Raw genomic sequence first — 22,839 nt, 5'->3', positions numbered from 1 at the left:
CGTTCGGGTCGTAGTGGCGCGAGCCACCGGAGCGGCTGTAGGAGTGGTCGGCCTTGGCTCAATCTGCGTAAATTAAGTTGTTATCACGCCAGCCACGTTTCAATCTGGCGTTGTATACCCGCAGCATCTAACCCAAACTCAGCGCGCATTTCCTCTTGTTCACCTTGTGGCACAAAGCTGTCCGATAAACCGAGATTCAGTACCGACACTAATTGCCGTTTCGCCATCAGCAATTCATTCACACCACTACCCGCACCACCCATGATGGCGTTCTCTTCCACGGTGACTAATACCTCATGGCTGGCAGCCATTTCCAGTACCAACGCCTCATCCAATGGCTTTACAAAACGCATATCCACCAAGGTGGCATTGAGGTTATCGGCCACGAGCTGTGTCTGAGCCAGTAAAGTACCAAAGCACAATATGGCAATCTTTTCACCTTCACGACGCACAATACCTTTACCTATCGGCATGATCTCTAACGGTTTCAGGTCGGTACCGGTGCCGTTGCCGCGTGGGTAACGTACCGCCGCAGGGCCGTTGTGGTGATAACCGGTGTGAAGCATCTGACGGCACTCGTTTTCATCGCTTGGGGTCATGATGATCATATTTGGAATGCAGCGCATGAATGAGAGGTCAAACGCACCCTGATGGGTTTGGCCATCCGCGCCCACCAGGCCACCACGGTCAATAGCAAATAGAACGGGCAGGTTTTGGATGGCAACATCGTGAATCAGTTGGTCATATGCTCGTTGCAGGAAGGTGGAGTAGATAGCCACAATCGGTTTGTAGCCCCCAATGGCTAACCCTGCGGCAAAGGTCACTGCATGTTGCTCAGCGATAGCCACATCGAAATATTGCTGGGGGTATTCACGAGAGAAACGCACCATCCCAGAGCCTTCGCGCATAGCAGGGGTGACGGCCATTAACTGGCTGTCTTTGGCGGCGGTTTCACATAACCACTCACCAAAAATCTTGGAGTAAGTCGGCAGGCTACCCTGGCTTTTCGGCAAAGTACCGGAGGCGGGATCAAACTTCGGCACAGCATGCCAGCCAATCGGATCTTTCTCAGCCGGTGCGTAGCCTTTGCCCTTTTTAGTCATGATGTGCAGCAGCTGCGGGCCTTTCAGGTCACGCATGTTTTTCAACGTTTGTGCCAATGCTTGTACATCGTGCCCATCAACCGGGCCAATATAATTAAAGCCTAACTCTTCGAATAAGGTACTTGGCACCACCATCCCTTTTAGGTGCTCTTCAGTCCGTTTCAACAGGTCTTTAATCGGTGGTAAGCCAGAAAATGCCTTTTTGCCACCTTCACGCAGGCTGGCATAGAGCTTACCCGATAATAACTGAGCCAGATGATTGTTCAAACCACCGACATTTTCTGAGATAGACATCTCGTTATCGTTGAGGATAACCAGCATGTCTGAGTGAATATCACCGGCATGATTCATTGCTTCGAAAGCCATACCCGCCGTAATAGCACCGTCACCGATAACACAAACAGTCCGCCGCCCTTTACCTTCCCGTTCAGCTGCGACAGCCATCCCCAGGCCTGCACTGATTGAGGTTGAGGAATGGCCAACCGAGAGCACATCATATTCACTTTCACCACGCCAAGGGAAAGGATGTAAACCATCTTTCTGGCGAATAGTACCGATCTGTTCGCGACGACCGGTTAATATTTTGTGAGGATAAGCTTGATGGCCTACGTCCCACACCAGATGGTCGAAAGGTGTGTTGTAGACGTAATGCAACGCGACAGTTAGCTCGACTACGCCCAGCCCGGAAGCAAAGTGCCCACTGGAGCGACTGACGGACGCGAGCAAATACTGGCGTAGTTCATCACATAACTTCGGCAGGCTTTCTTTGGGCAACATGCGCAGTTCTTCAGGATTTTCTGCAAGTGCCAATGTCGGGTATTTGGCTATATCAAGGCTCATTCGATGCTCATATCAAAAGTGGGTGCATACCCTTAGAATCTGTTGCAGCAGGAGGGTTCGCTTTACCTGACTGCAACGCTAAGTTCTTGGGGTATAACAGCGTTTATTAACGGTCAGTATATTTCTAATTATCACGCTCAATAATAAAACAGGCTAACGCCTGCAACGGCGCTATGTTATAGGATTGTTCTGACAAGGTATTCAGGGCGCTGAGCGCTTCCTGATACAGATCCATCGCTTTAGCTTTAGCGCAATCTAACCCCAGCAGTGCTGGATAAGTGCTTTTGCCGAGTTGTTGATCTGAACCCTGACGTTTACCAATTGTAGCTGTATCGCCAATAACGTCTAAGATATCGTCCTGAACCTGGAAGGCCAGACCAATGGCCTCACTGTACCTGTCAAGTAACGGTAACGCTTCGCGCCCTGGTGTGCCCGCAGCCAATGCACCGAGGCGAACCGCGGCACGGATCAATGCGCCGGTTTTGTGGCGGTGGATGCGTTCAAGCTCTTCCAGTGAAATCTGGCGCGCTTCGGCTTCCAGATCCAATGCCTGACCCCCACACATCCCCGCGACACCGCTGGCCTTAGCTAATTCGGCAATCATTGATAAGCGATCTTTATCTGCCACATCGGGCATCTGCGCTTCAGCCAGAATAGAGAACGCGAGCGTTTGCAGTGCGTCCCCCGCCAGAATGGCATTGGCCTCACCAAATTTCACATGGCAAGTCGGCTGCCCACGACGTAAATCATCGTCATCCATCGCCGGTAAATCATCATGAATCAATGAATAGGCATGGATACATTCAATTGCCGCCGCAGGAGCATCTAAATTAGTCAGCGACAGACCAAACATTTGGCCGGTGGCGTAAACCAGATAAGGGCGCAGCCGCTTACCGCCGAGCACGGCACCATAACGCATAGCGGCGACTAAGTCGCTGTCGCCAAAGGGTAGCGGAGCAATAAAATCAAGCAGCGCCTGATTGACCCGTTGCTGATGAGCTGCAAGTTGATGATGAAAATCAGCAGATGAGTGGGCGATAGACATAAGGCTATTCAGTATCCGGGGTGAAAGGTGCCAAGGGTGCATCTACATCATCACTGAGAAGAACTTGCACTCGCTGTTCCGCTTGTAACAAGGTTTGCTGCCCCTGGCGGGCCAGTTGCACACCCCGTTCGAATTCGTTTAACGCTTCTTCCAGCGCTAATTCACCGGACTCCAGGCGGGTCACAATCTGTTCCAGTTCACTGAGAGATGTCTCAAAACTGGTCACTTTGGTTTCTGGTGTTGCGGGTTTTTTCGCCATAGCTCTATTCGACTCGATATTTTTATGAAACGTAACATTAATGGTGCGTAACGCATTCCTGCTAATGAGGTTTTTTCTGAGAGTAACTCACCATACCAATTACATTCGGGCCAAAAAATTATTACCGGCTATTCTAGCGGATAATGAAGGGGAAATCGTGACGTTTAAGTCGGGTTTTTAGTACGCAGTGGCACGTCTAATAGTGATATACTCCTCGGCTTGCATGTTTTCGCTAAAGCCTTTGACTGTTGCTATCAATAGCAGCGCCATCACTCCATAACCAGACAACTAAAGACTGCCATGAAGTTTATCATTAAATTGTTCCCAGAAATCACCATCAAGAGTCAATCTGTGCGATTGCGCTTCATTAAGATCCTCACTACGAATATCCGCAATGTACTGAAAAACCTTGAGGACGATACCCTCGCGGTAGTCCGTCATTGGGATCATATTGAAATTCGTACCAAAGATGACAATCTTGGCCCGGTTATCTGTGATGCGTTGACCCGCGTGCCGGGGATTCACCATATTCTCGAAGTAGAAGATCGCAGCTACACCGATATGCACAATATTTTTGAGCAGACGCTGGAAGCCTATCGCGAGACACTGATCGGGAAAACTTTCTGTGTGCGGGTGAAGCGCCGCGGTAAGCATGAATTTTCGTCAGGTGATGTTGAACGCTATGTTGGCGGCGGTCTGAATCAGCATATTGAAAGTGCAAAAGTTAAACTGACCCATCCTCAGGTTACGGTTCATTTAGAAATTGATCAGGACAAACTGACACTGATCAAGGCGCGTCATGAAGGGTTGAGTGGCTTCCCGATCGGCACACAAGAAGATGTGTTATCGCTGATTTCAGGCGGTTTTGACTCGGGTGTGTCCAGCTATATGCTGATGCGTCGTGGTTGCCGCGTGCATTATTGCTTCTTCAATCTCGGCGGCTCGGCCCATGAAATTGGTGTCAAGCAAGTAGCTCATTATCTGTGGAACCGTTTTGGCAGCTCCCATCGGGTGCGTTTTGTTGCCATTGATTTTGAACCGGTTGTCGGCGAAATCCTCGAAAAAGTCGAAGATGGTCAGATGGGCGTGGTACTCAAGCGCATGATGGTGCGTGCGGCATCGCAGGTTGCAGAACGTTATGGTGTGCAGGCACTGGTTACCGGTGAAGCTCTGGGGCAAGTTTCCAGCCAAACATTAACCAATCTGCGGTTAATTGATAATGCTTCAGACACCCTGATTTTGCGCCCACTGATTTCCCATGATAAAGAGCACATCATTAATCTGGCGCGGCAAATAGGCACTGAAGATTTCGCAAAAACCATGCCGGAATATTGCGGCGTGATTTCGAAAAGCCCGACGGTGAAAGCGGTTAAAGCCAAGATTGAAGAAGAGGAGTCCCACTTTGATTTCTCTATTCTGGACCGGGTCGTCAGCGAAGCCAAAAACGTTGATATTCGTGAAATTGCCGAGCAAAGCCGTGAGCAGGTTGTTGAGGTTGAAACTGTTGCTGAACTGGCCGATACCGATGTGTTGCTGGATATTCGCGCACCGGATGAGCAGGACGAAAAGCCGCTTAACGTGGGCAGTGTAGAAGTTCACGCATTACCGTTCTATAAACTGAGTTCGCAATTCGCCAGTCTGGATCAGAGCAAGACTTATCTGCTGTATTGCGATCGCGGGGTGATGAGTCGTTTGCAGGCGCTTTACTTGCGTGAGCAGGGGTATACAAACGTAAAAGTGTACCGCCCTTAAATTATTATATTTAACGGCTACTGCGCTTTGCCATTCTGGACTTGCGCAGTGCTCGCCGCCGTCACGTACTACGTGTACGCTCCGTTGGCTGTGCGCTGGGCGCATCCAGACTGACTTTGCTCGCTACGCCTCGTTGGGGATAGTTAACGGCTACTGCGTGTGTGGATTTTGAGCTTGCGCAGTGGTTGCTATGTTCATATTCACTATATACCCAAAGTAATTGGAGTTGCAGGTAGGCAGCCAGCAAACTCATCCCGATGAGCGCACGACGGTAAGTGATTCGGAGTAGTGCGCGTAGCTAACAACCCTGCGGCTTCAAGTCCGAAGGGTATAGTTATAAATACCTGGCGGTAGTACCAACTGCCAGGCGATTTCTTCGGCCTTTTCCCTGCCGAGCAGCAAAAATACGATCTTCAGTGCGAAATCGAGGGAAGTACCCGGCCCTTGGCTGGTGACCAAATTCACCCGCCGATCATAAACTACCCGCTGATCCATCCATTTAGTGGCATCGATTTTATCTTTCAGTGCTGGGAAGCCGGTCATATTGCCAACAGGGAACAAATTGTGATGCTCAAGTACCAAGGCGGGAGCAGCGCAAATGGCGGCCACCAGTCGTCCTTCATTATGGGTTTGACGCACAGTAGCAACCAGCAGTGGGCTATCGCGAAAACATTCCGCACCTTTTATGCCACCAGGCAGGACCACCACATCAAATTTCTGATCCGCCACATCCACTAAACGGGTATCTGCCAGCAAGCGGACACCGCGTGAACAGACAATTTCCAATGCTCCATCACTGGCGACACTGGCGGTTGTTACCTCGATACCGGCGCGCACCAGAACATCAATAGTGGTGACCGCCTCGGTCTCTTCGCTACCAGGAGCCAGGCAAACCAGCGCCGATACGCTCATACTCATTTTCCTTACGTTTTATTAAATCATATAAGTGGGCATTTTCCGGCAACGTCATACCGTGGTTGCGCGCACGCCGCAGTAAATAACCAGTAATGTAATCTATCTCGGTATGCCGCTGGCAGCGTAAATCCTGCAATAACGACGAGGTATTATCTGCGGTACTCTGGATAACATCGTTAACATAACTTAACAGGCTGCTGGTTGAGGTGTGGTAGCCCTCCATCTCCATCACACTGGCTACCTCGGCACATAAACTGCTAATCAGCTCCGGGTAGCGCTGCAAGTCACCATTGCGGCAGTTATACAGCCCTGTGAGCGGGTTAATTACACAGTTTACCGCCAGTTTTTGCCAACAAGCTGCTGATATATCGTTATGCCAGGCGACATCCGGCAGTGCCTGATGTAGTACATCGGCCAGATGGCTGATATCTATTGCCGTTGGCGAGGTTGGGCCAATATGTGTAATCCCACTGGCAACATGGACTATCGTGTTGCCGTCATGCCGGGCTGCATGAGTGGTTACACCATGCAGGAAGGTATACTCATGGCGCGGCAGTTCGTCCTCTGTGCCCATACCATTATGCAGCAGTAAAATTTTACACTCAGGGTTAAGCTTGGGTAATAGGGCGATGACAGCGCTGGATACTTGCCACGCCTTTAAGCACACCAGTAATAATTCACTTTTCGACAAGTGCTCTGGATCATTAGTCGGCAGGTTCTGGTTGAACGCCTCATTGCTTAACGTAATAACATTGACTGAACAAAAGGGCTGTGGCACACGGAGCCAGCCTTGTACATCATGGCCTTGCTGATACAGCGCTGATAGCCATAACTGCCCGAGAGCTCCGCAACCAAGCACAGTAATTTTCATTGAAACCCCCTTGGTGTAAGCGGAAAGCACACTGCATCGTTCTAAATGTTATGCTTTGATTATACCCTAAATAATTCGAGTTGCAGGAAGGCGGTAAGCGAGTGAACCCCCAAGAGCTTACATAAGTAAGTGACTGGGGTGATTGAGCGCGGCCAACGTACATGCAGCTTGAAGTATGACGGGGATATAGACTTTTTAGTCATTAAACGCAGGGCTAGCAACAAATCGGGTCCGCTAATAATGGCGGCTTCGTTGAGTAATTGTCTGCGGCATGGCTTTGTCTGCGTAGATAAAGCGGTTATTATGCTTGCCAGTCATCTTATCAGGAGGAGGGAATATGCCATCTTTCGACATCGTATCTGAAATTGATATGCAGGAAGTGCGTAACGCAGTTGAAAACGCCACCCGTGATCTGGCGAACCGTTGGGATTTTCGTAATGTTCCGGCGAGTTTTGAGCTAAATGAAAAGAACGAAAGTATCAAAGTCGTCAGTGAATCTGATTTTCAGGTTGAGCAGTTGTTGGATATCTTACGTGCTCAATTGAGCAAGCGTGGTATTGAAGGTGCTGCATTAGAAATCCCGGAAGAGATGGAGCGCAGTGGGAAAACCTACAGTGTGGACGCCAAGCTGAAACAAGGGATCGAAAGTGTCCAGGCTAAGAAGCTGGTTAAGCTGATTAAAGACAGCAAGCTGAAAGTTCAGGCACAAATTCAGGGCGAACAAGTCCGGGTAACAGGTAAGGCACGTGATGATTTACAGAGTGTCATGGCCTTGATTCGTGGTGCTGATCTGGGGCAGCCGTTCCAGTTCAATAACTTCCGCGACTGATATTGAGTTAACGAGCCAGGTACAAAGGTGTTGATAGCCTTTGTACCTTAGCGCTCTCTTATACCGCGTTAACTAACTGCTCTAACTGGTTGCGATTAGTCTGTTTGGTATCAACTTTGATATATGCACTGCGTTCGGCCATCACTACAACCGCTTCTGTCACCCCTGGTTGAGCCTTGAGCCGCTGTTCCAATGCTGAGTCTTTCACCGCCAATTCAGATAAGGTAATGCGCAGGCTACTGACATAGGGGGGTTCTTGCATAGTTGCACTGACTGCAAACCACACTAGCGCAATCACCGCACCGCCAGCAAACACCATACTTGCCCCTTCCATGCCAAATAGCCATCCCCCCAAGCTGCCGCCAATAGCCACGCCAATAAATTGACTGGTGGAATAGATCCCCATTGCCGTGCCTTTATACCCGGCTGGTGACTCTTTACTGATCAACGAGGGTAAAATAGCCTCCATCACATTGAACGCAATGAAGAATAATTGCACTCCAGCAATAATCACCCAGAGGTTGTGACCGGCAGACCACAGCACTACTTCGGCGGCAAACAGCACCGCAACGCAGCCCATAAAGACCTGTTTCATGCGGCGTTTGACTTCAGCATAAATAATGAACGGCACCACCGCTGCGAATGAAATCAGCATTGTCACCAGATACACTTTCCAGTGTTGAGCCGGGACTAAACCTGCGCTGGCCATAATCTGCGGTAATGCAACAAAGCTCGACATCAGCAAAATATGCAGGCACATAATGCCAAAATTGAGCTTAAGCAACCGGCTGTTACTTAACACCTTACTGACGCTACCTTTAACAATACTGGACTCGCGGTTAAGTACATGGTTATCAGCATCCGGCACCACAGCTAATGTAATGACAATACCTAATAGCGCCAGTATGGCGATAGCCCAGAACAGGGCATGCAGGCCAAAGGCATGGGTGACGATAGGCCCGAGCACCATGGCAATCGCAAAGGTAATACCAAAACTGACACCGATAAATGCCATGGCTTTGGTACGATTTTGTTCACGGGTCAAATCAGATAGCAGCGCCATGACGGCAGCGGCAATGGCACCGGAGCCTTGTAGCGCGCGGCCCAGAATAATGCCCCAAATAGAGTCACTCATGGCAGCAATCACACTACCAAGGGCAAAAATTAACAGGCCGCCCACGATCAGCGGTTTGCGGCCAATACGATCGGAAACTAATCCAAAGGGGATCTGAAAAATAGCTTGAGCCAGTCCGTAGATGCCAATGGCTATGCCGATTAGAGCTTCGCTGGCGCCAGACAGTGCCATACCATAGGTGGTGAGAACCGGCAAAACCATAAACATGCCCAGCATGCGCAGTGAGAAAACGCTGCCCAGCCCCCAGGTTGCCCGAAGCTCAAGCGGAGTCATTTTATTGTCGTTCATTACACCTCAAAAAACATTCTGCACGATATCGTCATCTTTCAAGGTGCCGGTGTGTTGGCCGCACTTTGAAATCTATAGGGTGTATTGTAATGATGTTAATAGGGGCCGGTAAATCTATTGATGTTTAGAATGTATTACAGGCGAGATTTTAGGTGAAAGCAGGGTAGGGCAGAAAGAGAAAGTGGCTGGCAGGAACAGGCCCATCAGCCACTCTATTTGTGTCTATCAATGTGGTAGGTGTTACCCGACGTAAGTCAGTAATCCAACCGAGGAAGGGACATTGAAATCGACTGACATCATGACGCTCAATGACGTAATAGCAATGATTGAGAAGACAAAAAGTTTTCTCGCCCATACGCTGTCATTGGTCGCTTTGTAGCCACGTAATGCCATTCCCAGCCACCAGACACTGACCGCCGCTGCGACAACCAGATACTTATAACCGGCATAACCACTTAATGTCAGCATCAGGGTCGCAACCATAAACGCCAGAATATACAGGGTAATATGGTTTTTGGTGACCGATATGCCTTTTATTACCGGCAGAACCGGAATGTTGGCAGCCTGATAATCCTTAAAGCGGAAAATTGCTATGGCATAGGAGTGCGGCATCTGCCACAGACTGAAAATCAGCAGCAAAATCAATGCACCCATATCGAACTGGCCGGTGACCGCACAGTAACCAATTACTGGTGGTGCGGCTCCTGACAAGCTGCCGATCAATGTTCCGTAGACTGACTTGCGTTTCATGTAGAGGCTATAAACCCCGACATAGATAACGAAACCGATAATCGCCAGCATCATTGCTAATAGATTGGCGGCCACGTAGAGCAACAGCATGCCAACAATACCCAGTACGGACGCATAAATCAGGCTCACTTTCGGATCGATAAGCCCTTTGACCAGGACACGATTCTTCGTTCTCTCCATGATGCTATCGATATCACGGTCGATATAGTTGTTAAATACGCACCCGGAGGCAACAACTAACGAGACACCGATCAGGGTGGCGAGAAAAAGGGGGTAATCAATCACGCCTTTGGAAGCGAGGAGAAATCCCCCAACGACAGAAATTAAATTGCCGAAAATAATTCCTGGTTTAGTTACTTGCAGGTATTGCTTAATCATCACATGCAGCTCTTCAGTCAACCATCATATTGATGTTGAGGTTGTACATAATCCAGAGTGAGCCCACTACAACGATTGCGATAATCATAGCGGTGAACAGGAACGCCACCAGATTCCAACGTTCTTCAGACGATCCATTCATATGCAGGAAGTACACCAGATGCACAATAATCTGCACCACAGCTAAACCGACCACTGTGGCCAGAATAGTTGTATGAGAGGCGGTACCGCTCATCACCATAGCGAATGGAATAACTGTCAGAATCACCGATAGAATGAAGCCAATAAGATATGACTTCAAGCTACCGTGGCTGGCTCCACCGTGAGTCGTTGTTGGGTGACTAGATGTTGGATGACTCATTACATGACTCCTAACAGATAGACAACGGTGAATACGCAGATCCACACCACGTCCAGGAAGTGCCAGAACAAGCTCAGACACATCAGACGGGTGCGGTTGGTTTCATTCAATCCGCGTTTTGCTACTTGAATCATCATAATGATGATCCAGACCAGACCTGCGGTAACGTGAATACCGTGGGTGGCAACCAGTGCGAAGAAGCTAGACAGGAACGCACTGCGATCCGGGCCATAGCCTTCAGCAATCAGGTGATGGAATTCATAGATTTCCATTGCCACAAAGCCCAGACCGAACAAGAAGGTCAGACCCAACCAGGTGTTGACCTGGTTTTTATGGCCTTTGTTCATGCCCAGCATCGCAATGCCGTAAGTAATACTACTGAACAACAACAGGAAGGTTTCGACCAGAACAAAGTTCAAATCGAAGATATCCCGCCCTGAAGGACCGCCAGCGGTCCCGTTTACCAGCACTGCATAGGTTGCGAACAATGTCGCAAACAAAATACAGTCGCTCATCAGGTAGATCCAGAAGCCGAAGACTTTCGTCGCTCCCGCATCGTGATGCCCATGCTCTGCATGGGCGACGTTGTGGTTAGTCAGAGTTTCAGTTGACATGATTCACGCCTGCTTTGCTGATTTGTTCATGATGAAGATCCTCAATGCGCTCAACTTCTGCAACTGGCACATAGTAATCAACATCCTCGTCGAAGCTCTTCACAATCCAGGTAACAATCATGCCGACGAAGCCAATAATGGCCAGCCACCAGATGTACCAGATCATGGCAAAGCCGAAGATCAAGCTGAAGCCAGCAATAATCACACCTGCACCGGTATTCTTCGGCATGTGGATTTCTTCGTATTTCGCCGGACGTTTGTACGCTTCGCCTTTCTCTTTCATATCCCAGAACTCGTCACGGTCGACGACGTTAGGCACTACGGCGAAGTTATAGAACGGCGGTGGGGAAGAGGTAGACCACTCCAGCGTACGGCCACCCCATGGGTCACCGGTCAAGTCACGATTTTGTTCGCGGTCACGGATACTGACGAAGACCTGAATAACCTGACACAAAATACCGCAGGCAATCAGTACTGCACCACCAGCAGCCACCATCAACATCGCGTGGAATTCTGGATTGATATCTTGGCTCAGACGACGGGTCATACCCATAAAGCCCAGAACATACAGCGGCATAAAGGCTACGAAGAAACCGATTATCCAGAACCAGAAGGCACGGATACCCCATTTCTCATTAAGCGTAAAGCCAAAGGACTTAGGCCACCAGTAAGTCAGGCCAGCAAAGCAACCGAACACCACACCACCGATAATTACGTTATGGAAGTGGGCAATCAGGAACAGGCTGTTGTGCAGTACGAAGTTCGCACCTGGAACCGCCAGCAGAACCCCGGTCATCCCACCGATAGAGAAGGTGATGATGAAGCCAATGGTCCACAGCATTGCAGAGTGAAACTGAATACGGCCCTGATACATGGTGAACAACCAGTTGAAGATTTTCACCCCAGTTGGGATGGAAATGATCATCGTAGCTATACCGAAGAAGGCGTTAACGTTGGCACCGGATCCCATAGTAAAGAAGTGGTGTAGCCAAACGATAAATGACAATACGGTGATAGCGATGGTTGCCCAAACTAAAGAGGTGTAACCAAACAGACGTTTTTTAGAGAAGGTCGCAGTAACCTCGGAGAACACCCCGAACACCGGCAGGACCAAAATGTACACTTCTGGATGGCCCCAGGCCCAAATCAAGTTGATGTACATCATCATGTTGCCACCCATATCATTGGTAAAGAAATGGGTGCCAAGGTAACGGTCCAGAGTCAGTAACGCGACAGTTACGGTCAGGATCGGGAAGGAAACGATAATCAAAATGTTGGTGCAAAGTGCCGCCCATGTGAAGACAGGCATCTTCATCATCGACATGCCAGGTGCACGCATTTTCAAAATAGTGGCGAAGAAGTTAACACCGGTCAACAAAGTCCCCAGACCGGAGATTTGTAGACTCCATATCCAGTAATCTACCCCGACACCTGGGTTGTACTCTTTACCTGATAGTGGCGGATAGGCCAACCAACCGGTTCCCGCGAATTCACCGACCCCCAGAGAGATGTTAATTAACACCACCCCGACCACAAAGAACCAGAAGCTCAATGAGTTCAGGAACGGGAAGGCAACGTCACGAGCACCGATTTGTAGCGGTACGACCACGTTCATCAAACCCACAACAAAAGGCATCGCCATGAAGAAAATCATGATAACGCCGTGAGCGGTGAAGATCTGATCATAGTGATGAGGTGGCAGGAAGCCGGCCTCACCAGCGGAAGCAAGTGCTTGCTGGCTACGCATCATGATAGCGTCGGCAAAACCACGCAACAGCATGACCATGGCGACCAGGATATACATGATACCGATTTTTTTATGGTCAACCGAAGTCAGCCATTCGCTCCATAACCATTTCCATTTGCCGAAATAGGTCAGAGCAGCAACAAGAGCCAGCCCACCTAGGACAATTGCAGCAACGGTAACCATAATGATTGGTTCGTGTAGCGGAACCGCATCAAGTGTTAATTTTCCCAACATCGTTTTATTCCTCGGCTCCGGCGTGAGCGGCGTGTTCGCCCATATCCATGCCCTGGCTCATATCCATACCTGAATGGGTATCATCGCCTTTCTGGTGCATGTTCATATCGCCCATAAACTTGCCAATAATTCCTTTAAACAGCTCCGGTTTAACACTGGAGAAATACTCAACCGGGTTATTTTCGCTCGGTTCAGCCAGTTTATTGAAATCGTCAGTGGTATTCAGGGTGTTCGGCGATTTTTTCACCTGTGCGACCCACTGGTTGAACTCTTCCTGCGTCGGTGTTGCGATTGCAGTGAATTTCATACCAGAGAAGCCTTTGCCACTGAAGCTACTGGAAATACCATTATATTTACCAGGTTCGTTAGCAATCAGATGCAGTTTGGTTTGCATCCCGGCCATCGCATAAATCTGCCCGCCTAACTGAGGGATAAAGAACGAGTTCATTACTGAGTTAGAAGTGATTTTGAAATTCACCGGAACGTCAGTAGGGAAGGCCAGTTCATTAACTGTAGCAATACCTTGTTCTGGATAGATAAACAGCCATTTCCAGTCAAGGGAAACCACTTCAATAGTGATCGGTTCTTTACCAGCCACTACGATAGGTTTGAACGGGTCAAGTTCGTGGGAGGTTTTCCAGGTTATCGTCGCCAAAATAGCGATGATAATGATTGGAACAGCCCAGACAACAAGCTCAATTTTGTTGGAATGGGACCAGTTTGGGGTGTAGGTCGCACTTTTGTTGGACGCGCGGAACTTCCATGCAAAAGCAAACGCCATAAAAATAACCGGAACCACGACGATCAACATTAAACCGATAGCAGTAAGTATCAGTGTTTTTTGTTCGACTCCGATTGCGCCTTTGGGGTTCATCAATGCCATATCGCAACCACTGAGCATTACAGTGGCTGCAAATAAAGACAACATACCCATATTTTTAATGTATTTCTTAAGTCTCATCTAACGACCTCAATTACAAAAGGGCTCTATTGTCGTTTCATGTGTGCGGGCATTTTACGGGAAGGTTGCAAGACTGTAAACATGCTTAAGATTGTGTCAGCGGCTTGTTGACACTTTATGTTAAGGGGGTCACAGATGTTGCCTTGCGCGGTAATTTACTAATAGCAACAATATGTTGGCGGTAGGACATAGCTGCCAGACTGCGGATGTTAAGGAAAAACAACAGTAATTAGCCTTTTACTCATGGGAAATACTGATTTTAAATTCGTAGATAGACTTATTTTATGTAAATAATATGTGGTGTAAAAGTAAATTAAAATATATTCCGAGGTGATCTAAATAGCCACCTCGGAATCATTTAGCTAGAAATTATATTTAATAGAGTAAATGATGGCATCTTGTAAAAAGTCTTCCCCCAACTTGTTATAAGCATAGCGGTACTGAATACCGGTGGTAAATTGCTTAATCGGTGTCCACCACAGTGAAATGGCACCATTCACACCGTTACGGCCGCCATTGCCTGCTGCATAGCGTTCTGCACGGTTGAATTCAAGCTCGTTCCAGTTGGTAATACTGAATTTTTCATCAAACGCGGTGAAGTCATAACCTGCAACCCAACCCACCACATAACCGTTATTACCTGAATAATAGGTTTGATCAACATAATGTAATGCCACGAAAGGCTTCATCCACACGCCCGCTAGCGTTGCGTTATAGCCAATACCGTACAGGGTGTTCACTTCGTGGAAGTTACTGTAATCATTACCTTCAGCACTCGGTAGCGAGTAAGTACCATAGACGTGACCGTACAGATTGAAACCGGTATCACCTAAATAGTAGCGGCCAGTAGTTTTAAAGGTGTAGCGCTGATTATCGCCGGGTTGTGCTGTTTTTGAATTAAATGGGTTTTCTAGATCAAAGAAACCATAGACCTCCCCCCAGCTATAACCTGCACCCCCTTCTAACTCGATATAAGCGAAGTCATCTTTATGTGATGAACCCCCTGATTTATGCGTAGTGCTTCGGGTCCAGTCAAGATAGTTCATGCTGATATTACCAAAACCCCACTGGTATTCAGCTTGTGCAACTGGAGCCAAAGTGACTGTTGTCAGCGCGAGCGCACCGATAAGAATTTTACGCATAAATGCCTCTGTGTAGTTGAAAGATGTCAGGGGAAACAAAAGGACACAGTCCTTAACAAAAAGTGCGCTCATCATAGTCCCACAGCACGAAAGGATAAATAGTTGAAAGTGATGCGGATCTCACTTTGTGAATAGCAATGTGCAACTGTTACTTAAATATGTGACTCATATCAATAAGTGAGCAAGGAAGGATTCAGGTGGCTTATTTTACTGGCATAAAAAAGGCCGGTATAAGTACCGGCCTTTGTCATCTAATGCAGTTTATTAGGCTAATTTTTCGCGCCTGAGTGCCAGATAATCTAATATTCCACCCAGAAGCATCCCGACTACGCTGAGCTGAATACCGCGTAACAACAACATATCAGCTACGTGTGGAGCGGCGGTCCAATCCAATGCGTTACTTATCAGTAAAATTAGCCATATAGCTAACAATATGCAGCCAACCGTCAACAAGCGTAGCGCCCAGCGATAAGCGGTTTTAAAAGCAGTTCGAGGCATAAATTCATCAGTTTTCTGGGTGTGTTCCAGCGTTTGGCGACAAATATACAGTAGGAATAGGCCTGGAATGGCTGCCGCAATAGAGAATAGATAGAACAATGGCCAGCCATGTGTTTCAACAAACCATCCAGCAATCGGGCCAACATAAACGCGCCCAACGGCGGACAGCGCCGATAACAGGGCAAATTGTGTCGCGGAGAATGACTTGTTACACAATGTCATCAGCAATGCGACAAAGGCCGCAGTTCCCATGCCACCACACAGATTCTCCAGGAAGATGGCACTGCCCATGGAGAAGATATTCTTGTCAGTGATGGATAACAGCCAATAACCCACATTCGAGATAGCTTGTAAAATACCGAATATCATCAACGCGCGGAACAAGCTCAGGCGTTGCATTAACAGGCCGCCATACAGTGCGCCAATAATTGTGGCAATCAGTCCTAATGATTTATTCACCAACCCGACTTCACCGGCATCAAACCCAACGCCACGGATCAGAAAAGTGGTACTCAAACTCGCGGCAAAGGCATCGCCCATTTTGTACAACACAATTAACAGCAGAATCAGCCATGCATTGTTGCGGCCAAAGAAATCACGCAATGGGGCGACGATCGCCTGTTCCAACGTTTTTGGTGGCGCGATACGGATATCAGGTTCAGGAGCTAATAAGGTAGCAAACACCCCAATTAACATTAACCCGGCCATTAACCAGTAAGTGGATTGCCAGCCAAGATAGCGATCCGCTATCCATAGCGCCAGCCCGCCAGACACCAGCATTGCGAGACGATAACCCAGTACAGAAACTGCGGCACCAGTACCGCGCTCTTCTGCGGTGAGCAAGTCGGTTTTATAGGCATCAAAAACAATATCTTGCGATGCCGAACAGAAGGCGACCAACACGGCAATTGCCGCCAACCACCATAAATGCTTCGCCGGCTCCATAAAGCCCATGGCAATAATCGCGGCGATTAATAACAGTTGGCTTATCACCAACCAACCGCGCCGACGGCCAAGAAACGAGGGAGTGTAGCGGTCCATCAAGGGGGACCAGAGGAACTTGAAGACGTAGGCCTGACCAACCAGAGAGAAGATACCAATGGTTTTCAGATCGACGTTCTCAACCGTCATCCATGCTTGCAGCGTACCACCGGTAAGGGCCAAGGGAAGGCCGGAAGCAAACCCCAACAACAGAAGAATAAGGGAGTTACGTTGGGTAAAAAGGTTTGAATAGCGATTGGGCATGTGAGACCTACATGCTCTGCCCCAAGGTCGGGGCAAAGCATTCTGTTAAGCAGTAATAATGATATTAAGCAAACAACCGATTAGCGGGCATTTTGTTTGATAAAGCCGCTGACGCTAGTATCTTGCGCCATATCTGCAATAACATCGCTCAACACCGTATTAACGGCATTGGTGATTTTTTCGTTAGTTGCAGTAAATGCGCCCTGAACGTTGTAGCTGGCACGGTAGTTTTTAACCTGTTTATTACCATTTTTTGCGGTCGCAGTAATGGAAATATCCGCTTTAGTGGTGATGTTGTAGCGCAGGTTACCTTCCTGTACATCGGCAAACAGTTGGTTTACTACAATCTGCAAATCAACTGGAGCATCGGTACCAATCATATAGCCACGAGCAGTCATCTGTTTTTCCAACACTTCCTGTAACAGGAAGCGCAGGTCACGGGATGGGGTTAATACCACCAGTTGGCCTTCACGATTTACTTTAGCCAGTGCAGCATCTTGACGCTGGTCTGCACCATTAATGCTGATAGTAATCCCCATCAGAGTTGGATCTTGTGGTGGTAATACCACCTTCGGGGTGACATTCAGAGTGTTGTTACTGGCAGCACAACCCGCCAGTATAAAAACAGCCAACAGCGGGAAAAGAATTTTCTTTAGCATGTTCACTTTCTCAATAGTTATGGAATTCTTTAATAATCAGAGCGGGATAGCTGCCATGTTATTTTGCGAATGTGCAGTCGCGCCATCATAGCACTGAGATTGGCTGGTGGAAGATCCTGATGTAGAGAAATTCAGCAAAAAAAGTGATTTTTCGCCCTGTGACCTTTCATTTCGCTTAAAGACCTTACAAGTAACCTTTTCCCCTGACTATCAGATTAGCCTTATACCTTAAATGAGCAGAAGGGAGATATTCGGGATATTTTGTATCTGAAATGTTATAAAACAGCGAAAATCAACTAATATTGCAGTAGGTAGTGGGTTTGCAATAGATAGGTATTGGGTTTGGAATAGATAGGTAGTAGGCAGCTTTCTGCCTCAGCGGTAAGGAGATCATGATGATTTTGATTCGGGAACAAATTGAAGAAAAACTAAAAGTGGCATTTGAACCGGATCATTTGGAGGTGATTAATGAAAGTTATCGCCACAATGTTCCAGCCGGTTCTGAAAGTCATTTTAAAATTGTGATCGTCAGCGATAAATTTCAAGATCAGCGCTTTCTCAGTCGCCATCGTGCGATTTATAGTGTGTTGGCTGATGAGCTGGCCGGCACTGTTCATGCATTGGCTTTACATACCTACACGCTGAAAGAGTGGGCGGGGTTACAAGACACGGTACCAACTTCTCCATCTTGTCGTGGCGCAGGTACATTGGCTTAAGTGACAGTATTAATCCAAAACAGGCTGGATAACAGTAGTAATTCCGGCCTGATTTAGGGTATTAGTAGGTGAGAATTTAGCAAGCGGCCTCAGGGCCGTTTGTGTTTCTGTATAGGCGACACATTTATTTCCTTAGTGCGCCACAGTAGTTTTAGCTGAGGGAACGATTCACGCGTGAATTTTACCGCGACAACATTCGCTTGCTTTCCTCGACTCATAACCTGTGCGCCGCTATAATGTCGCGTCTTATTTTTCCGGAATGGTTTCGGGACGCTTCTGACATCTGGGATACTCGGTTCTGTATAATGCGGCCGTCCCGGTTCTTAGAGGGTGTTTTCAGAGTTAGCATCATTTAATGGTGTTGCTTTGTTTGCAGCTTCTGGAGTTGACCGAGCACTGTGATTTTTTTGAGGTAACAAGATGCAAGTTTCTGTTGAAACCACTCAAGGCCTTGGCCGCCGTGTAACAATTACTGTTGCTGCTGACAGCATTGAGAAAGCAGTAAAAAGCGAATTAGTGAAAGCCGCTAAAAGTGTTCGTATCGACGGTTTCCGTAAAGGCCATGTGCCGATGAACATCGTTGAACAGCGTTACGGCGCATCTGTTCGCCAGGATGTTCTGGGTGACCTGATGCAACGTAATTTCGTTGATGCGATCATTAAAGAAAAAATCAACCCAGCTGGTGCACCAAACTATGTGCCTGGTGAATTCAAGCAGGGCGAAGATTTTACTTATTCCGTTGAGTTTGAAGTGTACCCAGAAGTTGAGTTGAAAGATCTGGAAAGCATTGAAGTAGAAAAGCCAGTTGTTGAAGTAAACGACGCTGACGTTGATACCATGCTGGAAACTCTGCGTAAGCAACAAGCTACCTGGAAAGAAACTGACGCTGCTGCGACTGCAGAAGATCGCGCAACTCTGGATTTCACCGGCTCTATCGACGGTGAAGAGTTTGAAGGTGGTAAAGCGTCTGATTTCGTACTGGCAATGGGCCAGGGTCGTATGATCCCAGGTTTCGAAGAAGGTGTTATCGGCCATAAAGCCGGTGAAGAATTCACCATCGACGTAAACTTCCCAGAAGATTACCACGCAGAAAACCTGAAAGGTAAATCAGCTAAATTTGACATCGTGTTGAAGAAAGTTGAAGTGCGTGAGCTGCCAGAACTGACTGAAGAATTCATCAAGCGTTTCGGCGTTGCTGATGGTTCAGTAGCAGGTCTGCGTGCTGAAGTGCGCAAAAACATGGAGCGTGAGCTGAAAGGCGCAGTGCGCAACCGTGTTAAAACTCAGGCAATTGACGGTCTGGTCAGCGCTAACGAAATTGACGTTCCAGCGGCACTGGTTGAAGGTGAAATCGACGTTCTGCGCCGTCAGGCTGCACAGCGTTTTGGTGGTAACGAGAAACAAGCTGCTGAACTGCCACGTGAATTGTTCGAAGAACAAGCTAAACGTCGCGTAGTTGTTGGTTTGTTGCTGGGCGAAGTTATCAGCCAGCACGAGCTGAAAGCGGATGAAGATCGCGTTAAAGCACTGATCGAAGAAATGGCATCTGCTTACGAAGATCCACAAGAAGTGATTGAGTTCTACAGCAAAAATAAAGAGCTGATGAACAATATGCGTAACGTTGCTCTGGAAGAACAAGCAGTAGAAACTCTGCTGGCTAAAGCCAAAGTAACTGAAAAACCAACTACCTTCAGTGAACTGATGAATCAGACCACTGCTGCGTAATGTTTTTTAGCGCATCAAGCTGGATGTAATATATCGCCAAAAAATTGGCGTTGCAGGTAGGTTGCAATTGAACAAATACCGATGAGCTAAAGCAGTAAAGTGATTCGGGTGAGTGTCGGTAGCTGGCACTCTGCAACTCCTGATACGAAGGGTATATCCGGTTTTTTGATTGATTAAGCCCGTAGCCTTTGGCTACGGGCTTTTCTTTTTGTAACAATAATCACTCAATAGTATGATTAATCTGGCATGTTTCGCCCTAATCTGCGCTATATTTGAAAAGTGAAATGCAATACTTAACAGATGAACAATCAATAGAGCGTCAGGATTACAGCAAAGATAATGAGCGTCCGCTTGGTTAAAAAAAAGTGCTCAGGGGCTTGAAAAAGACGATTAATCCCCCAATTAACCTAACAGACGTTCATATAAGATGTTGATGAAACACTGGCTGATTACCACCGTCGAATGTGTCTGGGTAACCAGACGGCTTGCACGCGACCTTGATGCATGAACATAGTCATCATTACTTATCTCAAGTAGAATCGGTTATGAATGGCGCCAAAGTAAATTCTATTAGGAGACGGTAATGTCATACAGTGGCGAACGAGATCAATTTGCACCTAACATGGCTCTGGTGCCAATGGTAGTTGAGCAGACTTCACGTGGGGAGCGTTCTTACGATATCTTCTCCCGTCTGTTAAAAGAGCGCATTATTTTCCTGACCGGTCAGGTTGAAGACCATATGGCCAACCTGATTACGGCACAGATGCTGTTTCTGGAAGCAGAAAATCCAGAAAAAGACATCTTTTTGTATATCAACTCACCAGGCGGGGTGATCACTGCTGGGATGTCAATTTATGACACCATGCAATTCATTAAACCTGATGTCAGCACTATCTGTATGGGCCAGGCATGTTCAATGGGTGCGTTCCTGTTGACTGCGGGTGCTAAGGGTAAACGTTTCTGCTTGCCGAATTCACGGGTAATGATTCACCAACCGTTGGGCGGTTTCCAGGGGCAGGCGACAGATATTGAAATTCATGCCAGAGAGATTTTAAAAGTGAAATCGCGCATGAATGAACTGATGGCACTTCACACGGGAAAATCTCTTGAAGAAATAGAGAGAGACACTGAACGTGACCGTTTCTTGTCGGCTGAAGAGGCTGTAGGATACGGATTAGTTGATTCCGTGTTCACCCGTCGTGACTAACGACTTATTTCTGTGAGCCGATATACTATAGTGTATGTAAATAGAACAAATCGTGTAATCGAACAGTTGTATTGCACATTGTTCACTAACTACCCGATATATCGGCTGTCCGCTGAAGGTTAGCGTGGCGTCCAGCAATAGCGAGAATAGTCTCCCTGCCACCATAGTTTCGGGTGTGGCAGATACTGAAGAAGAGGTTTACTGATGACAGATAAGCGCAAAGACGGTTCTGGAAAGCTGCTGTATTGCTCTTTCTGCGGCAAAAGCCAGCATGAAGTGCGTAAGCTAATTGCCGGGCCGTCAGTGTATATCTGCGATGAATGTGTCGATTTGTGTAACGACATTATTCGCGAAGAGATCAAAGAAGTTGCCCCGCATCGGGAGCGCAGTTCGCTGCCTACGCCGCACGAAATCCGCCATCACCTGGATGATTATGTCATCGGTCAGGAACCGGCGAAAAAAGTGTTGGCAGTTGCGGTATACAACCACTATAAGCGTTTGCGCAATGGTGATACCAGTAATGGCATCGAACTGGGCAAAAGTAATATTCTACTGATTGGCCCAACCGGTAGTGGTAAAACACTGTTGGCAGAGACATTGGCTCGTTTCCTGGATGTGCCGTTTACCATGGCAGATGCGACCACGCTAACTGAAGCAGGTTACGTGGGCGAAGATGTTGAAAACATCATTCAGAAGTTATTGCAGAAATGTGATTACGACGTGCAGAAAGCGCAACGTGGTATCGTCTATATCGATGAAATTGATAAAATTTCACGTAAGTCTGATAACCCGTCTATCACGCGTGACGTCTCGGGTGAAGGTGTGCAGCAGGCCCTGTTGAAATTGATTGAAGGGACGATTGCTGCCGTACCACCACAAGGTGGCCGTAAGCATCCGCAGCAGGAGTTTTTGCAGGTTGATACCTCTAAAATTCTGTTTATCTGTGGTGGTGCTTTCGCCGGCCTGGACAAAGTTATCGGGCAGCGCATTAACACCGGAACGGGTATCGGTTTCGGGGCTACGGTAAAAGGCAAGTCAGAAAAAGCAACCGAAGGCGAGTTGTTGAGTCAGGCTGAGCCAGAAGATTTAATTAAATTCGGCTTGATCCCTGAATTTATTGGCCGTTTACCGGTAGTTGCAACACTGAGTGAATTGAGTGAAGACGCGCTGATTCAGATCCTGAAAGAACCGAAAAACGCACTGACCAAACAGTATCAGGCGTTGTTCAATCTCGAAGGTGTGGAGCTTGAGTTCCGCGATGAGGCGTTGACTGCAATCGCCAAGAAAGCGATGGCGCGTAAAACAGGTGCTCGTGGCCTGCGTTCTATCGTAGAGGGCGCATTGCTAGATACCATGTACGATTTACCGTCAATGGACAGTGTGGAGAAAGTGGTGGTAGATGAGTCAGTTATTGCTGGCCAATCTGCGCCGATGCTGATTTATGGCCAACCGGAAGCCCAAGCTTCTGGCGAATAATTAGCCAAATAATCCAGATGGTTAGTATGACAATGGGGGATTTTATCCCCCATTTCTTTTTCCTCGCATTGTAATCGTTGAATGTAAGA

22 protein-coding genes and 1 pseudogene are annotated in these 22,839 nt (G+C 47.8%); 7 read left to right on the top strand and 16 right to left on the bottom strand.

What is annotated here, in order from left to right; genetic code table 11:
- Positions 1–83: 83 nt before the first annotated feature.
- The 3 genes from A6J66_011395 to A6J66_011385 form a co-directional block, all read right to left on the bottom strand.
- Positions 84–1,943 (bottom strand): 1-deoxy-D-xylulose-5-phosphate synthase, encoded by a 1,860-nt coding sequence (locus tag A6J66_011395; protein PNM24736.1) that lies wholly within the window; start codon positions 1,941–1,943, stop codon positions 84–86.
- A gap of 124 nt (positions 1,944–2,067) precedes the next feature.
- The gene (locus A6J66_011390) at positions 2,068–2,988 is read right to left on the bottom strand and encodes a (2E,6E)-farnesyl diphosphate synthase (GenBank protein PNM24735.1); all 921 of its coding nucleotides are present in this window, start codon (positions 2,986–2,988) and stop codon (positions 2,068–2,070) included.
- 4 nt (positions 2,989–2,992) lie between these two features.
- Complete coding sequence (locus A6J66_011385; protein PNM24734.1) at positions 2,993–3,247, bottom strand: exodeoxyribonuclease VII small subunit; 255 nt, start codon at positions 3,245–3,247, stop codon at positions 2,993–2,995.
- Positions 3,248–3,547: 300 nt separating this feature from the next.
- Between A6J66_011385 and A6J66_011380 the strand changes: the two genes are divergently transcribed.
- Positions 3,548–4,999, top strand: coding sequence for a tRNA 4-thiouridine(8) synthase ThiI (locus A6J66_011380; protein ID PNM24733.1), 1,452 nt, complete (start codon positions 3,548–3,550; stop codon positions 4,997–4,999).
- A gap of 61 nt (positions 5,000–5,060) precedes the next feature.
- On the opposite strand, the gene A6J66_011375 is transcribed toward A6J66_011380, so the two are convergent.
- From A6J66_011375 to A6J66_011360, 4 genes are all read right to left on the bottom strand, one after another.
- Positions 5,061–5,252, bottom strand: coding sequence for a hypothetical protein (locus A6J66_011375; GenBank protein PNM24732.1), 192 nt, complete (start codon positions 5,250–5,252; stop codon positions 5,061–5,063).
- Positions 5,253–5,314: 62 nt separating this feature from the next.
- Positions 5,315–5,911 (bottom strand): protein deglycase YajL, encoded by a 597-nt coding sequence (locus A6J66_011370; GenBank protein ID PNM24731.1) that lies wholly within the window; start codon positions 5,909–5,911, stop codon positions 5,315–5,317.
- A complete protein-coding gene (locus A6J66_011365) occupies positions 5,874–6,785 on the bottom strand; it encodes a 2-dehydropantoate 2-reductase (protein PNM24730.1) in 912 nt (303 codons plus the stop codon). The genes A6J66_011370 and A6J66_011365 overlap by 38 nt, the downstream gene beginning before the upstream one ends.
- On the bottom strand, positions 6,712–6,948 hold the full coding sequence (locus A6J66_011360) for a hypothetical protein (protein ID PNM24729.1): 237 nt from the start codon (positions 6,946–6,948) through the stop codon (positions 6,712–6,714). The genes A6J66_011365 and A6J66_011360 overlap by 74 nt, the downstream gene beginning before the upstream one ends.
- 174 nt (positions 6,949–7,122) lie before the next feature.
- On the opposite strand from A6J66_011360, the gene A6J66_011355 reads away from it, so the two are divergent.
- Positions 7,123–7,614 carry a YajQ family cyclic di-GMP-binding protein gene (locus tag A6J66_011355; GenBank protein PNM24728.1) on the top strand — a complete coding sequence of 164 codons (492 nt, stop codon included), beginning with the start codon at positions 7,123–7,125 and terminating at the stop codon, positions 7,612–7,614.
- Between the two features lie 58 nt (positions 7,615–7,672).
- Here the strand turns inward: A6J66_011355 and A6J66_011350 are convergent, their stop codons facing one another.
- The 9 genes from A6J66_011350 to A6J66_011310 all read right to left on the bottom strand — a co-directional run bounded on the left by A6J66_011350 (position 7,673) and on the right by A6J66_011310 (position 17,626).
- Positions 7,673–9,037, bottom strand: coding sequence for an MFS transporter (locus tag A6J66_011350; protein ID PNM24727.1), 1,365 nt, complete (start codon positions 9,035–9,037; stop codon positions 7,673–7,675).
- A 240-nt stretch (positions 9,038–9,277) separates the two neighbouring features.
- Positions 9,278–10,168, bottom strand: a complete 891-nt coding sequence (locus A6J66_011345) for a protoheme IX farnesyltransferase (protein ID PNM24726.1) — start codon at positions 10,166–10,168, stop codon at positions 9,278–9,280.
- A gap of 10 nt (positions 10,169–10,178) precedes the next feature.
- Positions 10,179–10,526 carry a cytochrome o ubiquinol oxidase subunit IV gene (locus A6J66_011340; GenBank protein ID PNM24725.1) on the bottom strand — a complete coding sequence of 116 codons (348 nt, stop codon included), beginning with the start codon at positions 10,524–10,526 and terminating at the stop codon, positions 10,179–10,181.
- On the bottom strand, positions 10,526–11,140 hold the full coding sequence (locus tag A6J66_011335; protein ID PNM24724.1) for a cytochrome o ubiquinol oxidase subunit III: 615 nt from the start codon (positions 11,138–11,140) through the stop codon (positions 10,526–10,528). The genes A6J66_011340 and A6J66_011335 overlap by 1 nt, the downstream gene beginning before the upstream one ends.
- On the bottom strand, positions 11,130–13,121 hold the full coding sequence (locus A6J66_011330) for a cytochrome o ubiquinol oxidase subunit I (protein ID PNM24723.1): 1,992 nt from the start codon (positions 13,119–13,121) through the stop codon (positions 11,130–11,132). The genes A6J66_011335 and A6J66_011330 overlap by 11 nt, the downstream gene beginning before the upstream one ends.
- Positions 13,122–13,125: 4 nt before the next feature.
- The gene (locus A6J66_011325) at positions 13,126–14,082 is read right to left on the bottom strand and encodes a cytochrome o ubiquinol oxidase subunit II (protein ID PNM24722.1); all 957 of its coding nucleotides are present in this window, start codon (positions 14,080–14,082) and stop codon (positions 13,126–13,128) included.
- A gap of 362 nt (positions 14,083–14,444) precedes the next feature.
- Entirely contained in the window at positions 14,445–15,224 is a 780-nt protein-coding gene (locus tag A6J66_011320; protein ID PNM24721.1) for a hypothetical protein, read from the bottom strand.
- 264 nt (positions 15,225–15,488) lie between these two features.
- Positions 15,489–16,967: a muropeptide transporter AmpG gene (locus A6J66_011315; protein ID PNM24720.1), complete on the bottom strand. Its 1,479-nt coding sequence runs from the start codon at positions 16,965–16,967 to the stop codon at positions 15,489–15,491.
- 80 nt (positions 16,968–17,047) lie between these two features.
- The gene (locus tag A6J66_011310) at positions 17,048–17,626 is read right to left on the bottom strand and encodes a hypothetical protein (GenBank protein ID PNM24719.1); all 579 of its coding nucleotides are present in this window, start codon (positions 17,624–17,626) and stop codon (positions 17,048–17,050) included.
- 395 nt (positions 17,627–18,021) lie between these two features.
- Between A6J66_011310 and A6J66_011305 the strand changes: the two genes are divergently transcribed.
- From A6J66_011305 to clpX, 5 genes and pseudogenes are all read left to right on the top strand, one after another.
- Positions 18,022–18,342 carry a BolA family transcriptional regulator gene (locus A6J66_011305; protein ID PNM24718.1) on the top strand — a complete coding sequence of 107 codons (321 nt, stop codon included), beginning with the start codon at positions 18,022–18,024 and terminating at the stop codon, positions 18,340–18,342.
- Between the two features lie 200 nt (positions 18,343–18,542).
- Positions 18,543–18,808 (top strand): annotated as a pseudogene (locus A6J66_011300) (hypothetical protein).
- A complete protein-coding gene (locus tag A6J66_011295) occupies positions 18,763–20,067 on the top strand; it encodes a trigger factor (protein ID PNM24717.1) in 1,305 nt (434 codons plus the stop codon). The pseudogene A6J66_011300 and the gene A6J66_011295 overlap by 46 nt, the downstream one beginning before the upstream one ends.
- A gap of 583 nt (positions 20,068–20,650) precedes the next feature.
- Complete coding sequence (gene clpP / locus A6J66_011290) at positions 20,651–21,274, top strand: ATP-dependent Clp endopeptidase, proteolytic subunit ClpP (GenBank protein PNM24716.1); 624 nt, start codon at positions 20,651–20,653, stop codon at positions 21,272–21,274.
- A 204-nt stretch (positions 21,275–21,478) separates the two neighbouring features.
- A complete protein-coding gene (clpX, locus tag A6J66_011285; GenBank protein ID PNM24715.1) occupies positions 21,479–22,750 on the top strand; it encodes an ATP-dependent protease ATP-binding subunit ClpX in 1,272 nt (423 codons plus the stop codon).
- Positions 22,751–22,839 lie beyond the last annotated feature (89 nt).

Source organism: Yersinia enterocolitica (assembly GCA_002082245.2).
GTDB lineage: Bacteria > Pseudomonadota > Gammaproteobacteria > Enterobacterales > Enterobacteriaceae > Yersinia > Yersinia enterocolitica_E.
The sequence above is the reverse complement of the archived record's forward strand: the minus strand, read 5'-3'. Positions and strand labels throughout refer to the sequence as shown.

Excerpts from the sequence above, each read along its gene's own strand:
- A6J66_011395 (PNM24736.1), bottom strand. The coding sequence starts at position 1,943 with ATGAGCCTTGATATAGCCAAATACCCGACATTGGCACTTGCAGAAAAT.
- A6J66_011390 (PNM24735.1), bottom strand. The coding sequence starts at position 2,988 with ATGTCTATCGCCCACTCATCTGCTGATTTTCATCATCAACTTGCAGCT.
- A6J66_011385 (PNM24734.1), bottom strand. The coding sequence starts at position 3,247 with ATGGCGAAAAAACCCGCAACACCAGAAACCAAAGTGACCAGTTTTGAG.
- A6J66_011380 (PNM24733.1), top strand. The coding sequence starts at position 3,548 with ATGAAGTTTATCATTAAATTGTTCCCAGAAATCACCATCAAGAGTCAA.
- A6J66_011375 (PNM24732.1), bottom strand. The coding sequence starts at position 5,252 with ATGAGTTTGCTGGCTGCCTACCTGCAACTCCAATTACTTTGGGTATAT.
- A6J66_011370 (PNM24731.1), bottom strand. The coding sequence starts at position 5,911 with ATGAGCGTATCGGCGCTGGTTTGCCTGGCTCCTGGTAGCGAAGAGACC.
- A6J66_011365 (PNM24730.1), bottom strand. The coding sequence starts at position 6,785 with ATGAAAATTACTGTGCTTGGTTGCGGAGCTCTCGGGCAGTTATGGCTA.
- A6J66_011360 (PNM24729.1), bottom strand. The coding sequence starts at position 6,948 with ATGTACGTTGGCCGCGCTCAATCACCCCAGTCACTTACTTATGTAAGC.
- A6J66_011355 (PNM24728.1), top strand. The coding sequence starts at position 7,123 with ATGCCATCTTTCGACATCGTATCTGAAATTGATATGCAGGAAGTGCGT.
- A6J66_011350 (PNM24727.1), bottom strand. The coding sequence starts at position 9,037 with ATGAACGACAATAAAATGACTCCGCTTGAGCTTCGGGCAACCTGGGGG.
- A6J66_011340 (PNM24725.1), bottom strand. The coding sequence starts at position 10,526 with ATGAGTCATCCAACATCTAGTCACCCAACAACGACTCACGGTGGAGCC.
- A6J66_011335 (PNM24724.1), bottom strand. The coding sequence starts at position 11,140 with ATGTCAACTGAAACTCTGACTAACCACAACGTCGCCCATGCAGAGCAT.
- A6J66_011330 (PNM24723.1), bottom strand. The coding sequence starts at position 13,121 with ATGTTGGGAAAATTAACACTTGATGCGGTTCCGCTACACGAACCAATC.
- A6J66_011325 (PNM24722.1), bottom strand. The coding sequence starts at position 14,082 with ATGAGACTTAAGAAATACATTAAAAATATGGGTATGTTGTCTTTATTT.
- A6J66_011320 (PNM24721.1), bottom strand. The coding sequence starts at position 15,224 with ATGCGTAAAATTCTTATCGGTGCGCTCGCGCTGACAACAGTCACTTTG.
- A6J66_011315 (PNM24720.1), bottom strand. The coding sequence starts at position 16,967 with ATGCCCAATCGCTATTCAAACCTTTTTACCCAACGTAACTCCCTTATT.
- A6J66_011310 (PNM24719.1), bottom strand. The coding sequence starts at position 17,626 with ATGCTAAAGAAAATTCTTTTCCCGCTGTTGGCTGTTTTTATACTGGCG.
- A6J66_011305 (PNM24718.1), top strand. The coding sequence starts at position 18,022 with ATGATTTTGATTCGGGAACAAATTGAAGAAAAACTAAAAGTGGCATTT.
- A6J66_011295 (PNM24717.1), top strand. The coding sequence starts at position 18,763 with ATGCAAGTTTCTGTTGAAACCACTCAAGGCCTTGGCCGCCGTGTAACA.
- clpP (PNM24716.1), top strand. The coding sequence starts at position 20,651 with ATGTCATACAGTGGCGAACGAGATCAATTTGCACCTAACATGGCTCTG.
- clpX (PNM24715.1), top strand. The coding sequence starts at position 21,479 with ATGACAGATAAGCGCAAAGACGGTTCTGGAAAGCTGCTGTATTGCTCT.